Annotated in this window: 13 protein-coding genes; 7 read left to right on the top strand and 6 right to left on the bottom strand. The window is 50.9% G+C overall.

Annotated features, from left to right (window positions below; genetic code table 11):
• On the bottom strand, positions 1-1083 hold a 1083-nt coding region (locus tag J0A65_RS17680; protein ID WP_232850029.1), incomplete at its 3' end, for a UbiD family decarboxylase.
• Between the two features lie 350 nt (positions 1084-1433).
• Here J0A65_RS17680 and J0A65_RS17675 point away from each other — a divergent pair.
• The 3 genes from J0A65_RS17675 to ubiK all read left to right on the top strand — a co-directional run bounded on the left by J0A65_RS17675 (position 1434) and on the right by ubiK (position 2388).
• Positions 1434-1682, top strand: a complete 249-nt coding sequence (locus J0A65_RS17675) for a TIGR02647 family protein (protein ID WP_206595669.1) — start codon at positions 1434-1436, stop codon at positions 1680-1682.
• A 3-nt stretch (positions 1683-1685) separates the two neighbouring features.
• Positions 1686-2057 carry a DUF2750 domain-containing protein gene (locus J0A65_RS17670; protein ID WP_206595668.1) on the top strand — a complete coding sequence of 124 codons (372 nt, stop codon included), beginning with the start codon at positions 1686-1688 and terminating at the stop codon, positions 2055-2057.
• 76 nt (positions 2058-2133) lie between these two features.
• Positions 2134-2388 (top strand): ubiquinone biosynthesis accessory factor UbiK, encoded by a 255-nt coding sequence (ubiK, locus tag J0A65_RS17665; RefSeq protein ID WP_206595667.1) that lies wholly within the window; start codon positions 2134-2136, stop codon positions 2386-2388.
• A 44-nt stretch (positions 2389-2432) separates the two neighbouring features.
• Here the strand turns inward: ubiK and J0A65_RS17660 are convergent, their stop codons facing one another.
• Complete coding sequence (locus J0A65_RS17660; protein ID WP_206595666.1) at positions 2433-3434, bottom strand: GlxA family transcriptional regulator; 1002 nt, start codon at positions 3432-3434, stop codon at positions 2433-2435.
• Between the two features lie 138 nt (positions 3435-3572).
• Between J0A65_RS17660 and J0A65_RS17655 the strand changes: the two genes are divergently transcribed.
• Positions 3573-3758: a hypothetical protein gene (locus tag J0A65_RS17655; RefSeq protein ID WP_206595665.1), complete on the top strand. Its 186-nt coding sequence runs from the start codon at positions 3573-3575 to the stop codon at positions 3756-3758.
• Positions 3759-3790: 32 nt separating this feature from the next.
• On the opposite strand, the gene ilvA is transcribed toward J0A65_RS17655, so the two are convergent.
• The 4 genes from ilvA to ilvG form a co-directional block, all read right to left on the bottom strand.
• A complete protein-coding gene (gene ilvA / locus J0A65_RS17650) occupies positions 3791-5338 on the bottom strand; it encodes a threonine ammonia-lyase, biosynthetic (protein ID WP_206595664.1) in 1548 nt (515 codons plus the stop codon).
• Positions 5335-7188 (bottom strand): dihydroxy-acid dehydratase, encoded by a 1854-nt coding sequence (ilvD, locus tag J0A65_RS17645; protein ID WP_206595663.1) that lies wholly within the window; start codon positions 7186-7188, stop codon positions 5335-5337. Before ilvD ends, ilvA begins: the two co-directional genes overlap by 4 nt.
• A gap of 126 nt (positions 7189-7314) precedes the next feature.
• Complete coding sequence (gene ilvM, locus J0A65_RS17640) at positions 7315-7572, bottom strand: acetolactate synthase 2 small subunit (RefSeq protein ID WP_206595662.1); 258 nt, start codon at positions 7570-7572, stop codon at positions 7315-7317.
• Positions 7569-9221 carry an acetolactate synthase 2 catalytic subunit gene (gene ilvG, locus J0A65_RS17635; protein ID WP_206595661.1) on the bottom strand — a complete coding sequence of 551 codons (1653 nt, stop codon included), beginning with the start codon at positions 9219-9221 and terminating at the stop codon, positions 7569-7571. Before ilvG ends, ilvM begins: the two co-directional genes overlap by 4 nt.
• A gap of 356 nt (positions 9222-9577) precedes the next feature.
• On the opposite strand from ilvG, the gene J0A65_RS17630 reads away from it, so the two are divergent.
• The 3 genes from J0A65_RS17630 to J0A65_RS17620 all read left to right on the top strand — a co-directional run bounded on the left by J0A65_RS17630 (position 9578) and on the right by J0A65_RS17620 (position 13859).
• Positions 9578-10192, top strand: coding sequence for a trimeric intracellular cation channel family protein (locus J0A65_RS17630; RefSeq protein WP_206595660.1), 615 nt, complete (start codon positions 9578-9580; stop codon positions 10190-10192).
• 61 nt (positions 10193-10253) lie between these two features.
• Positions 10254-11768, top strand: coding sequence for a YifB family Mg chelatase-like AAA ATPase (locus J0A65_RS17625; protein WP_206595659.1), 1515 nt, complete (start codon positions 10254-10256; stop codon positions 11766-11768).
• A gap of 204 nt (positions 11769-11972) precedes the next feature.
• Positions 11973-13859 (top strand): SUMF1/EgtB/PvdO family nonheme iron enzyme, encoded by a 1887-nt coding sequence (locus tag J0A65_RS17620; RefSeq protein ID WP_206595658.1) that lies wholly within the window; start codon positions 11973-11975, stop codon positions 13857-13859.
• Positions 13860-14043: the final 184 nt, after the last annotated feature.

Below are 14043 nucleotides of genomic sequence, written 5' to 3'. Positions count from 1 at the left end.
GCGGTAAGAGCACCCCTCTGGCGGCAAATAGAAATCAACAATCTCTGGAAACTGTTTCTGCAGAATTGGCACAAACACTTCATTCAGCGCCACACCTAGAATGGCCGGTTCATCGGGCGGACGGCCGGTATAGGTGGAATGATAGATAGGGTTCTTACGGTGTGTGATGTGCGTCACGGTAAAGACCGGGAAGTCATCGACTTCATTGTAATATCCCGTATGGTCACCATAGGGTCCCTCAGGGGCCGTTTCGTTGGGCGCAATATAGCCTTCTAATACAATTTCAGCACTGGCAGGCACCTGTAGATCATTACTGATACATTTCACGACTTCGGTTTTGTCGCCACGCAGCAAACCCGCAAAGGCATACTCAGACAAAGTATCAGGTACAGGAGTTACGGCTCCCAGTATGGTTGCAGGATCTGCACCCAAGGCAACGGCAACAGGAAAGTTTTCGCCGGGATGCTCCTGGCACCACTCTCGAAAATCCAAGGCGCCGCCGCGATGCGATAACCAACGCATAATCACTTTATTCGGGCCAAGCAGTTGTTGGCGATAAATGCCCAGATTCTGGCGCTTTTTATGGGGCCCACGGGTTACGGTTAAACCCCAGGTTATCAAGGGTGCCGCATCTTCCGGCCAGCAGGTTTGAATGGGGATTTGGGTTAAATCTACCTGATCGCCAGTTAGTACCACGTCCTGACAGGGCGCTTTGCTCAATTCCTTGGCAGGCATATTCAACACCTGCTTAAACACCGGCAGTTTATCCCAGAGCTCCTTAAAACCTTTTGGTGGATCGGGTTCTTTTAGGTAAGCCAGCAACTTACCCACTTCCCGCAGGCTTTCTACCGAATCCTGCCCCATTCCCATCGCCACGCGCTTGGGCGTACCAAATAAATTAGCCAGCACCGGCATGCTAAAGCCTTTCGGATTCTCAAACAGAATAGCTGGCCCACCGGCACGCAAGGTGCGATCTGCTATCTCGGTCATCTCCAGCACCGGATCTATCTCCATGCTGATACGCTTGAGTTCACCGGCTTTTTCAAGCTGTTCGATAAAATCACGTAAGTCTTTGTATTTCATGTGCTTGAATTAAATTTGAATTGCCCGCCATTATACCTGAGATACGCCAGAGAATCCTGCTATGACCAGTTATCTTTCAAGTAAGTGCAATGCTCATCGTTACCCTCGAGCTTATTACCCCCAATCCACAGGTTCTGGCGATGTAATACGGACAATCCTATCCGGCGGACCAATGAAAAAACGAGATTGATTAAATAAACTGCATAAAGACAAGCCACACAGCTATCGACGTTGAAAAACACTTGCGCCTTGTCGGTCCGACGCCCAATATGAAAGGTAGCGTCAGGCAATAAGATCAGCAAAAGCTGAAGTACGACGCTCACTTTGCACCGGCCATTTGGGAGATTGCCATGCCTTTTACCCACCCTATGCTAGAAGAAATCAACCTGCTTCTGAAATTTCCTCTCGATAGCCTCAGACAAGGTCTGAAGATCCATCACGATGCCGACCCGGCCATTGTGGATGCAGCCAAGCGACTGTTTGAGAAAGGCATTATCGATCAGGTTGACGGCGGTTACCTGACCGATCTTGGCCACGACTTGCACGAACATGCGCAAATCCTGGCATCTGCAATGTCTGCTTCGTCGACTAAGGAGTAAGCCATGTCTGCACAAGCAAATCCCGACAGTAAATATGAAATCTTGGCTCAGACCCCTGAACAACGTCATAAATACCTGCTCACGCGTCTACAGGAAACTCAGGAAATCTGGACGCTAGTTGATAATGATGGCGCGATGATCCTGACCACAGATGAAGAAGATTGTATTCCCATCTGGCCCGACGCTGATTTTGCTAAAGACTGGATTAATGGCGATTGGTCTCACTGCCAGCCACACAAAATCACCTTAAGTGACTGGCAACACAAGTGGCTTCCCGGCCTGGAGGAAGACGAAATTCAGATCGTATCTTTCCCGGTGCCAGGGGAGGACGGGTTGGTGTCCGCGCCCTGGGAAATGGCAGAAGAACTTGCCTAAACTGAGCGTTTAGAAACTTGAACCCGGCAGTCTGCTGGGTTCTAATTCCACTAATCAAAACTGTCAGGACCCGCCCATGTTAGATCCCAAGAAAATCGAAGAGATTGCCAAGCAAATCTCAGATGCCATTCCCCCCGGCGTAAAATCCATGGCCGAAGGTGCCGAAGCAAAGGTCAAGCAGGTACTGCAATCTCAATTAAGCAAACTGGACTTTGTCAGCCGTGAAGAATTTGATGTGCAGACTCAGGTGTTAGTGCGCACCCGCGAAAAACTGACCGCTATGGAAGAGCGCCTGGCAGAACTGGAAAAGCAGCTACGCGGTCAGGCTTAATTCTATGGGGCAGGCTTACCAACCTTTGACCTGCCCCAAGCTGGTTAGGCAATAATAGTCGGCTGGTAGCTGAAGCGTTGTCGATACGCTTTGGGCGTAAGCTGAGTCAGGTTGCTAAATAGCTTACGAAATGATGCCGGATCACCATATCCAACTCTTTCAATGATACGCTCCACCGGTAGGTCAGTGCCTTCCAGCAATTGTTTGGCTTTTTCCACTCTAATCTGCTGCAGATAAGACAGCGGAGTTTCACCGCAGGCCGCCTTGAACCGGCGAATCAGCGTGCGCTTAGTTACGGCAAACTGTGCGCAAATATCATCCAAACCAACAGACTCGGCATAATGCTGTTGCATCCATTGCTGAACCCGTTCAACCAAACTGTCCTTGTGGCCAATGACAAAGTGCGGGTCAATAAAGGTTTGCTGAGATAGACGATGCCGGTCAAGGAGCAAAACCTTAGATAAATTGGTTGCAAACTGATAGCCACAAAGGCGTTCCAGCAACACCAAGCAGACATTAGTGAAAGATGTAGTGGCTCCACCAGTCAGCAAATGCTCATCACTCACCACTAACTCATCCATACGCAACTGCACATCAGGATAACGACCAGAGAAAACCTCCTTCAACCACCAGCAGGTGGTAGCCTGACGTCCATCCAGAATACCGGCCTCCGCCATGGCGAAAGTACCGCTGCAATGGCTGGCTATCAGGCTCCCTTGTGCCGATGCCTGACTTAGTAACTCAAACATCGGCTCGGCTTGCTGCAAATACGCCGTTAAGCCTTGTTTGTCGTAGGTATAAGCCGTTCCGGCAATCACGACATCGGCCTTTTCCAGCTCCTGAATGGGCGTCGCCGGCAGTATAAAACCGTTGGAACATTGAATCTGCCCACCACTGGTCGAGAAAAATTGGGTATCGAATAACAGCGTATTGCCATTGGGGTTGAGGTAGCGCCACAACGTATTGGCATAATCAAAGAAGTCTCTGACGCCCATTAAATGTGAACCCACAGCGTTATTAGTTGCCAGCACGGCTATCTTTTTCATCACCACTCCGAAATGTCACTTTTGGCACCTTTTTTATCATTATTGCCACTAACGACCCCATTGGCAAGCCACTACACTGACAACATCAAATCAATGTCGTCGAGCAACACATTGTCTGTTAAGCGGAGGAAACTAGGGATGATCTGCACTATGAAACACAAGTCCTGGCTGGTATTGCCAACATTACTTTTGGCCTGGGGAGTCATGCTCTGGATTCAATGGAGTAGTGAGTTGCCAATCACCATTAATTTAATTGGCATTCCATTATTGATGCTATTGCTTGGTCTGCTGGCTGGATTAGCGATGGAAGGGGAAGACAACTAAACCGGTCGCTCAAGCCAATGGAAACGGCGTGCTTAGAACACGCCGTTTAAGTCCGATAAGAAGAACCGGTAGGCCGGGTTATCCGTTTGCTCCTGGAAGCTATAGCCCAACTGCGCCACGTGCTGATCAAACTCAGCCCTTGAGCCTTCGGGAATATCAAAACCCACCAGTACCAATCCTTCTGCTGCACCGTGGTTACGGTAGTGGAACAAGGTGATGTTCCAACGCTCGCCCAGGGTATCCAGAAACTTCATCAACGCCCCAGGATGCTCGGGAAACTCAAAGGAGAACACATGCTCATTGAGTAAGCTCGGCGGCCGTCCGCCCACCATATAGCGTACGTGCAACTTGGCCAGTTCATTATCCGACAAATCAAACAACTGGTAGCCTTCTTTGTGCAGCAATGAGCTGATACGCTCAAATTCAGCCCGGCCTTCCCTTAACTTCAGACCAACAAAAATGTGGGCTTCTTTGTCGCTGGCAAAGCGGTAGTTAAATTCAGTGATCGCCCGCCCGCCCAGCAGCCGGCAAAAATGCCTGAAGGCACCGGCCCGCTCAGGGATCTTCACGGCAAAGACCGCTTCTTTCTGTTCACCTAGCTCACAGCGCTCGGAAACATAACGCAAGGTATGAAAGTTAATATTGGCGCCACACAAAATGCCCCCCAACTTCTGCCCTTTCAAACCATGTTGTTGCACATATTTGCGAATACCGGCAACCGATAAAGCACCAGCGGGCTCGGCAATCACTCTGGTGTCATCAAAGATATCTTTAATGGCCGCACAGATTTCATCACTGCTGACGGTAATCACTTCATCGATGTATTTCTGACACAACCTGAAGGTTTCGCTGCCTATCAACTTAACCGCCACCCCATCGGCAAAAATACCAACGCTGGCAAGTTCAGTGGGATGCCCTGCTTCCAATGCAGCTTTGAGGCACGCAGACTCGTCGGATTCCACGGCAATGATTTTCAGCTCGGGTTTGAGCTGTTTGAGATAAACGGCGATGCCGGCCGCCAAACCACCGCCACCTACGGCAATAAACAAGGTATCCAGATGCGGGTTTTGCTCTAACAACTCGCGACCGATAGTGCCTTGCCCGGCAATGACATCGGCATCGTCAAAAGGCGGAATAAAGGTATAACCATGTAACTCTGCCAAGCGACTGGCTTCAGCCTTAGCCGCATCAAAGCTGGTGCCATGCAGCACCACTTCGGCATACTCACCACCAAAAGTGCGTACCGCATCTACTTTAATATCCGGGGTCGTTTCCGGCATCACAATAATGGCGCGAATCTGCTTAATACGCGCCGAATAAGCCACGCCCTGAGCATGATTACCGGCCGATGCTGCAATCACACCGGCCTGTTTCTGCTGCTCTGTCAGCTGACAAATGCGGTTATAAGCGCCGCGCAGCTTAAAAGATTTTACCGGCTGCTGATCTTCGCGTTTCAGCCAAATATCATTGCCCAGGGCCGAGGACAACTTGTCCAGATGCACTAAATCACTTTTTACCGCCACATCATAAACCGGCGAAAGCAGGATCTTCTTTAGATAGTCACCTTCCGAGACTGTCATCCCTTGCCCTCCAAAAGGGCACGGTCACGCACCGCTCCTTTGTCGGCACTGGTGGCCAGCATCGCGTAGGTTTTTAACGCCAAAGACACTTCGCGCTGACGGTCAACGGGCTGCCAGGGTTTATCGGCCTGGTTCATCTTCGCTCTACGTTCGGCCAATTCGGTATCACTTACCTGTAATTGAATACTGCGGTTAGGGATATCAATAGCGATCATATCGCCCGGCTGCACTAAGCCGATAACGCCACCAGCGGCAGCTTCCGGGGAAACGTGGCCAATGGACAACCCGGATGTACCGCCAGAAAAACGCCCATCGGTGATCAATGCGCAGGCTTTACCCAGGCCTTTAGACTTCAGATAAGAGGTGGGATAAAGCATTTCCTGCATGCCCGGGCCGCCTTTTGGCCCTTCATAGCGGATGATTACCACTTCTCCGGCCTTCACTTCATCACTCAAAATGCCGCTGACCGCTGCATCCTGGCTTTCATATATGCGTGCCGGTCCGGTGAAACGCAGATTATCTTCATCCACACCTGCGGTTTTGACGATACATCCATCTTCGGCCAGATTGCCAAACAGCACTGCCAATCCACCTTCCTGACTAAAGGCATGCTGCATATCGCGAATACACCCTTGCTGTCTGTCAGTATCCAGGCTCGGATAACGGCAATCCTGGCTAAACGCTTTGGTGGTACGAATACCAGCAGGACCCGCTTTAAAGAAGGTGTGTGCAGCATCATTATTCGCTTGTGTCACATCCCACTGACCTATCACGTCGCCAATACTGCCACCAAGCACGTGTGGGCTATCAGGGTTCAGTAAGCCACCACGGTTCAGCTCGGCCAAAATGCCCAGCACGCCGCCAGCACGGTGCACGTCTTCCATATGGTATTGCGGAGTGGCCGGCGCCACTTTGCATAAATGCGGAACCTTACGGGATAAACGGTCGATATCCGTCATGGTAAAGTCCAGTTCAGCCTCTTGCGCGGCAGCCAGCAAATGCAAAATAGTGTTGGTAGAGCCGCCCATAGCAATATCCAGTGCCATAGCGTTCTCAAACGCAGCACGACCGGCGATAGCACGAGGCAGTGCGCTGGCATCGTCGTCCTGGTAGTAACGTTTGCACAATTCCACTACCACTTTGCCGGCTTGTTTGAACAAACCTTCACGATCAGCATGGGTCGCCAACAGCGAACCGTTACCCGGCAACGACAATCCCAGAGCCTCGGTTAAACAGTTCATCGAATTGGCGGTAAACATACCTGAGCAGGAACCACAGGTCGGGCAAGCTGAGCGCTCAATGGCTTCGCTGTCAGCATCTGACACGTTGGGATTGGCCGCCGCTACCATGGCATCCACCAGATCCAAGTGGATGATCTTGTCAGATAGCTTAGTCTTACCGGCTTCCATTGGACCGCCTGACACAAATACCACTGGAATATTCAAGCGCAGAGCAGCCATCAACATTCCTGGGGTAATTTTGTCGCAGTTGGAAATACACACCAGCGCATCGGCGCAGTGAGCATTAACCATGTATTCCACCGAGTCAGCAATCAGTTCACGGGAAGGCAAGCTGTACAGCATGCCGCCATGGCCCATGGCAATACCGTCATCCACCGCGATGGTATTAAACTCCTTGGCCACCGCGCCAGCTTCTTCAATGCTGCGGGCAACCAGTTGGCCCATATCTTTCAAATGCACATGGCCTGGCACGAACTGAGTAAAGGAGTTGGCAACGGCAATAATAGGTTTACCAAAATCCGCCTCCGTCATGCCTGTGGCACGCCACAAGGCGCGGGCACCGGCCATATTGCGGCCCTGGGTGGTGGTTGCTGAACGTAATTTTGGCATGGTAAAAAACCCTTATTAACTGAATTGCTGGGCTATGCGCCCCATTCTCTAAATTTCTGTAGTTTGTCTGGCTGATTTTAGCCAGCCCGGTTTCGCTTCTGCGAAAGAAACCGCAACAATTTGATTCTACGCTGATTGCAGCTCGCTGTTGCGCGCCAACTGGGCCTGACATTCAAGTGAAGCCAAATCATACAGCTTATGCAATTGGCTGGTCAGTAGGCTAATGGGCTGTTGGCCGGACACCTGCATCGACACTCGCATCTGCTTCGATGCTGGCTGCATCTGCATACTGTCGACCTTAAAACCGCGGTAACGGGTGGTTTGCAGCACACGTTCCAATACCGCAGGTTGATCTGATAACAACATATCCAGTTGATAGTTCATTTTGGTTGCTCCCACATTTGATGGTTGGCGGTATTGGGTGGCACGATAGGCCATACGTTATCTTTGTGATCTAATTGCACATGCAACAGATAAGGCCCCTGATGGGCCAGCATTCTGGCCAGGGCGTCCGCGACCTGACTGCGGCAATGAATTACATCACTCGCAATATCAAAGGCGGCCGCCAGGCGGCTGAATTCCGGATTATCCGACAGGTCGGTTTCGCTGTAGCGCTCTTCATGAAACAGCTCCTGCCATTGTTTCACCATGCCAAGACGCTGATTATCAAGAATCAGTATTTTGACCGGCATCTGATAACGACGCAGAGTACCCAGCTCTTGCACATTCATCATAAAAGAACCGTCACCACAGACTGCAATAACCTGGGTGCCGGGGTTGGCCACCTGCGCACCTATGGCGGCCGGCAGACCAAAGCCCATAGTTCCCAACCCGCCGCTGCTCAAATGACAGGTTGGCTGAGAAAAACGCATATGCTGAGCCACCCACATCTGGTGCTGGCCTACATCGCAACTCACTATGGCATCATCAGCAGACATATCGCTCAGTTGTCTGAGCAATTGCGGGGCATCAATCTGACCAGGGCTATTATCTTCAGCATAAGGAAACGCCTTACTGGCTTTTAAATCGCTTACCCACTGCTGCCAGGGTTGCTTCACCTGCTCCTTGCCCAACATCGGCAGAATCCTCTTCAGATCGCCAAGCAGGCTGACATCGGCACGACGGCGCTTGTGAATCTCTGCAGGATCGATATCAATATGGATTAACTTTGCATGCGGGGCGAATTCATCCAGCTTGCCGGTGACCCTGTCATCCAGTCTGGCACCAACGGCTATGAGCAGATCACATTGTTGTACACTCAGATTGGCGGCAGCCAACCCGTGCATCCCCAACATGCCGAGGTACAAGGGATGTTCAGACTCTGCACTGCCTAAACCTTTAAGGGTGCAAACCTGTGGCAGGCCGGTGCGCTGAATCAGGTCGCGCAGCTCGGCTACCGCATTTGCCATGCCGACACCGCCGCCTATGTACAATACCGGGCGCTCGCTGCTGGATATCAATTGATTAGCCACCTGCAAATCCTGGTCGGAATGCTCAGGGATACTATAGTCCTTACAAGCTTCCGGGCTGGCGGGAACTAAACCGGTCAGAATATCTTTGGGTATATCCACCAACACCGGGCCAGGTCTTCCTTCACGAGCGATCTGAAAGGCCTTTTGCAGGCAGGGCACCAGATCTTGTGGCTCCAGTACTTGCATACTGTGTTTGCAGATACTGAGCGATAAGCCCAATACATCCACTTCCTGAAACGCATCGGACCCCATGGCCGCGCGCGCCACCTGACCAGTAATCATCACCAGCGGCACTGAGTCCAATTTGGCATCCGCCAGACTGGTCAATAAATTCGTGGCTCCCGGGCCTGATGTTGCGATACACACCCCAACCTGATTAGTCGACCGGGCATAACCGATAGCGGCGAATGCAGCGCCTTGTTCGTGGCGACACAGATAGTGTTGGACAGGCGAATCAAGCAGGGCATCATACAGTGGCATGATAGCACCGCCGGGATAACCAAAAACCTTGTCTACACCTTGCTGTACAAGGAACTCCAGGATGGCTTGTGCGCCTTTCATCTTCGCTCTCACTCTTTTTTAGCGCCCATAAAACAAAAAACCCCCCGGGCTTTCGCGCGGGGGGTTTTCGTGTAACTGGACTTATTTCAGACCAAACGCTTCCCCCGCGGAGATAATAATCACCACGACCACTACGACAGTAAGAAGAAGGTTTGCGAAAAGGTTCATAAAAAGGCTGTTTGCCCAATAAAAATCAAGTTACGTCACTGCTATTAGAAATAACACGGTGCTTAAAGCCAGATCAAGCAATAATTTTTCTCAAAATCCATTTTTGTAAAACAACTCTTTCTCCTTCTTGTCATTTTTGCATTTTGCACATTAGAGTATTGAGCAATTCGAACAGCGGAACATAGGGCATGAGCCATTGGTTACATTGGATTGATTTACTGGGCGTGGCGGTGTTTGCCATATCCGGCACCCTGATGGCCTATCGTAAACATATGGACGGTTTCGGCGTCATCGTTCTGGCTTCGGTTACTGCTATTGGCGGTGGCACACTGCGCGATATGATTTTGGATCTGCCGGTGTTCTGGGTACAGCAGCCAGATTTCCTTTATGCCATCCTGGTTGCCGCTATCATCACAATATTGTGGCTGCGCATCACTCATAAATTTCCCTATCAAACCTTACTGATTGCCGATGCAATTGGCATCGCTTTTTTCAACATCATGGGCCTGCAAAAAGCACTCGACCAAGACACTGGCCCCTTTATCGCCATTGTTATGGGTACTATGACCGGCGTATTCGGCGGGTTAATCAGGGATGTGATATGCCGAGAAATTCCCTTGGTACTAAAAGGCGAACTGTATGCCACCACCTGTATTGTCGGTGGCTTGCTATATGTTTCGGCTATGTCACTGGGTGTGCCTGACTTACCATCGATGGTACTGGGCATGGCAGGCACATTATTACTCAGACTGGGCGCAATTCGCTGGCATTGGCAATTACCGGTTTTTCAAGGCAGTCACTGAACATACTGGCTTTCCCTGGCCACTGGGCTAGGCTTTGACAGGTGAAGCCAGGGAAGATCACATGTCACTAGCCATAGTTCACACGCGTGCCAGCGTCGGCATAGAAGCTCCCCCGATCAGGGTTGAAGTACATCTGGCCAATGGGCTGCCAGCCTTCAATATCGTTGGCTTGCCCGAGGCCTCTGTCAGAGAGTCCCGCGACCGGGTGCGCAGTGCATTAATCAACTCGGGCTTTGAATTCCCAGCCAGACGTATCACCGTTAATCTGGCCCCCGCCGATCTACCTAAAGAGGGAGGGCGTTTTGACCTGCCTATTGCCATTGGCATCATCGCAGCCTGCGGACAGATCCCCCTTCAAGCTCTAGAAAATCATGAGTTGGCTGGGGAGCTGGCGTTATCTGGTGAGCTTGCTCCCATCAGTGGCGCTTTACCTTTCGCCTATGCCAGCCACAAAGCCAGACAAGCATTGATTATTCCTCAGCAAAACGCTGCAGAAGCGAGTTTAATTAATGGCATAACGCTATTTTCTGCACCGGCATTACTGCAGGTTTTCCATCATTTATGCGGCCAACAAAGCTTGCTACCTTATACCGCTGCGGTTCCACAGAAGGGCGACGACACACAGTTAGATATGCAGGATGTGATTGGCCAGACCATGGCCAAGCGAGCACTGGAAATAGCCGCCGCTGGTGCACACAACCTGCTGTTTACCGGCCCACCGGGTACAGGTAAAACAATGTTAGCCAACCGGCTGGTTAACATACTTCCGCCCATGACTGATGACGAGGCTTTGGAGACCGCTACCATTCATTCCATTACTGGGAAGCCGGTAGACCCTGAACATTGGCGTCGGCGACCATTTCGTCATCCTCATCACACGGCATCGGCTATTGCCCTGGCTGGAGGTGGCAGTATTCCCCGTCCAGGGGAAATCTCACTGGCACACAACGGTGTGCTGTTTCTTGACGAGTTGCCGGAATTTGACCGCAAGGTGCTGGATGTATTGAGAGAACCGTTGGAGTCAGGGTATGTGTGTATATCAAGAGCCGCCCAGCAAGCCACCTTTCCAGCTAAATTTCAGTTGGTAGCGGCCATGAATCCAAGTCCAACCGGCAGTATCGAAGATAAACGCAGCACACCGGATCAGATCCTGCGTTACCTTAATCGCCTGTCTGGCCCTTTCTTGGACCGCATCGATTTGCAGGTCGACGTGCCACGTCTCCCCAAAGGTAGCTTGAGCACTCCTCATCAGGAACGAGGAGAAAGCAGTAGGGTAATCCGCCAACGGGTAATCAATGCACGAATCCGACAATTAAACAGACGGGGTAAAACCAACGCCGAGCTGAGCAGTAAGGACATGACCATTGACTGCGCGTTGAATAATGCTGAACAACACTTTCTTGAAAATGCCTGTGAACGCCTGGGCCTGTCAGTACGTAGTTACCACAGACTGTTACGTGTAGCCCGCACTATTGCAGATTTACAGGCCGAACCGCGCATAGAACGACAGCATCTGGCTGAAGCTTTGCAATTTCGTGCCTTTGACCGACTTATGGCACAATTGCTCGCACAATAAGTGTCAGAGCCGACCTTGGTCTGCACTGACAGTGAATTAGCGCGGATGGCACTTGCGCTTTACTTGACAAGTCAATAGCATAGGGCCTTGTTGCGGCATTTTCGCATGTGCAAAAGACAAGCGATTTAGCATTAGCACAACGCCGTTAGATAACCATAAAAACAACAGTAGTTTGCCAGCTGGCGACCCGTTTGGAATGGAATAATGAAGCGAATAGCACACCTTGCTCTAGCGATAGCACTGGTTTATCCAGCCAGCCTGCTCGCAGCGGAAAACGCCTCCGTTGAGGAAATCCAACAGCAAATTCAAGCCAACCAAAGCGAATACGACAGCTACCATCGGACGCTGGAAGGTGAGATTGCCAAAGCCGCGCAGTTTGAGCGCGATCTGGCGTCCATGCGCACCAAAGGCAAAGAATTGGAACATAATCGTCAGGTCAAATTGAATGAAATGAACGTTCAATATGAGCGCACGATTGAAGACCCCAGCATCGATATCAACGAAGCCAGGGAAGCCTATTTGTCGGCGGTACGCGCACATAAAGAGAACAAAGACGCCATTACTGCGCAGTACAAGGACTGGCAAAGTAAATTGTTGGATGTCGAACAGTTGCGCCTGTCCAAACACAGCCTGCTGAACAAGATAGAAAGCCTCAAGGAAAAACTTAACAACGCCCGTGTTGACCGCTTGTTCCGTGAATTCAACCGCCAGGATCAAGTAACAGTTAATCATGAGATTACTTGTGACCGTGATGAGACAATCGGTAAATGTTCAGAGCGCGGCAAGTTTCTGGCTAAGCAAAAAGCCTCTAAGCGATTTCTTGATCAGTTATATGACGGTCTGACCGAGGCTGCTGCAGCAAAACAACATCGCCCTTACTCAGAAGCTTATGTGCTGCTACTGCGTAGTGATGTGACCCAAGACGGCTTCAGTGGCGCAGGTAACTACGCTGTGCAAATGAATGTGGAATTAAAGGGTAACCTAAAGCGCACTGAAGGCTGCCAATTGCTTGGGCTCGACAAGCGCTACTGTGTAGCCGAGCGGACACAACCCGAAGTCGCCAAAGTCGTTACTGTCCCCGCGGTATCTGACGGCAGTGCACCCGTTGATGAATCAGTGATGTATGAACTGACTGTGCGTTCCAACGTCTATGATGATGAAGTCTTTATTGATGGCGTTAGCTACGGTTCTACCCGCTTACAGATTATGCTGCCAGCCGGCCCTCATGATTTGGAAGTGGTCAAACGCGGCTATGAAACATTCCGCCAGAACCTGCAATTGAAAGAAAGCACCACCATCAAAGTGGAAATGAAACGTGCCCAATTTGCCTTCAACAAAGGTGAAAAAGTACAGGACATTCTGAACGGCGATATTCCTGGTCCACAGTTGGTTGTAGTTCCTGCCGGCACCTACCGCATGGGTGATATCAACGGCACAGGTTTAGAAAACGAGCGTCCGGTTGAAACTAAAACCCTCAACAACTCGTTCGGTATTGGTGAATTCGAAGTCACTGTAGCCGATTTCCGCCGCTTTGTGGAAGAAACCAGTTATGTAACCGATGCAGAGAAAGAGCGAGGCTGCGCCTTCTATGAGCAAGGTGCACCGGTTTGGCAGGATCAATTGAACTGGCGCACCCCAGGTTATGCCAATACCGATAACCATCCAGTTGTATGTATCAGCCAACGCGATGCTACCGCCTACGTAAACTGGCTAAGCGAAGCCAGCGGTAACAGATACCGTCTGCCAACCGAAACCGAGTGGGAGTACGCCGCCCGCGGTGGTAAAGAAAATGACTACTGGTGGGGTGATAGTGTCGGCACTGGCAATGCTAACTGCGGTTGGTGTGGCAGCCAGTGGTCAAACATCAGTGCAGCACCTGTGGCCTCCTTTGATCGCAATAGTTATGGCCTGTTTGATACCGTAGGTAACGTATGGGAATGGACAGTATCAAGCACGTCAAACAATGGGGCCGTAGTGCGTGGCGGTGCCTGGAACTTCGCTCCTCGTCTGGCCAGAGTGTCGACCCGTATGGAGCTGGACCCAAGTTTCCGCGCTAACTATATCGGTATGCGAGTAGTCCGAGAGCGCTAAGTATCTATGCATTTAAAAAAACCGGCTTAGCCGGTTTTTTTATGTCCAGGGATGGACGGTATGTCGATGTTGTATGGAACGTTCATCGACGATGTCCAGGGATGGACGGTATGTCGATGTTGTATGGAACATTCATCGACGATGTCCAGGGATGGAGGGGCTGGAAATGAGATGTCACTAGTCT

The sequence above is a fragment of the Bowmanella yangjiangensis genome, assembly GCF_017255015.1.
GTDB classification, from domain to species: Bacteria; Pseudomonadota; Gammaproteobacteria; order Enterobacterales; family Alteromonadaceae; genus Bowmanella; species Bowmanella yangjiangensis.
Note: the sequence above shows the minus strand (reverse complement) of the source record. Positions and strands in the feature narration are given on the sequence as shown.

Bases quoted from the DNA above. Each gene is read 5' to 3' on its own strand.
- J0A65_RS17675 (WP_206595669.1), top strand. From the start codon at position 1,434: ATGCCTTTTACCCACCCTATGCTAGAAGAAATCAACCTGCTTCTGAAA.
- J0A65_RS17670 (WP_206595668.1), top strand. From the start codon at position 1,686: ATGTCTGCACAAGCAAATCCCGACAGTAAATATGAAATCTTGGCTCAG.
- ubiK (WP_206595667.1), top strand. From the start codon at position 2,134: ATGTTAGATCCCAAGAAAATCGAAGAGATTGCCAAGCAAATCTCAGAT.
- J0A65_RS17660 (WP_206595666.1), bottom strand. From the start codon at position 3,434: ATGAAAAAGATAGCCGTGCTGGCAACTAATAACGCTGTGGGTTCACAT.
- J0A65_RS17655 (WP_206595665.1), top strand. From the start codon at position 3,573: ATGATCTGCACTATGAAACACAAGTCCTGGCTGGTATTGCCAACATTA.
- ilvA (WP_206595664.1), bottom strand. From the start codon at position 5,338: ATGACAGTCTCGGAAGGTGACTATCTAAAGAAGATCCTGCTTTCGCCG.
- ilvD (WP_206595663.1), bottom strand. From the start codon at position 7,188: ATGCCAAAATTACGTTCAGCAACCACCACCCAGGGCCGCAATATGGCC.
- ilvM (WP_206595662.1), bottom strand. From the start codon at position 7,572: ATGAACTATCAACTGGATATGTTGTTATCAGATCAACCTGCGGTATTG.
- ilvG (WP_206595661.1), bottom strand. From the start codon at position 9,221: ATGAAAGGCGCACAAGCCATCCTGGAGTTCCTTGTACAGCAAGGTGTA.
- J0A65_RS17630 (WP_206595660.1), top strand. From the start codon at position 9,578: ATGAGCCATTGGTTACATTGGATTGATTTACTGGGCGTGGCGGTGTTT.
- J0A65_RS17625 (WP_206595659.1), top strand. From the start codon at position 10,254: ATGTCACTAGCCATAGTTCACACGCGTGCCAGCGTCGGCATAGAAGCT.
- J0A65_RS17620 (WP_206595658.1), top strand. From the start codon at position 11,973: ATGAAGCGAATAGCACACCTTGCTCTAGCGATAGCACTGGTTTATCCA.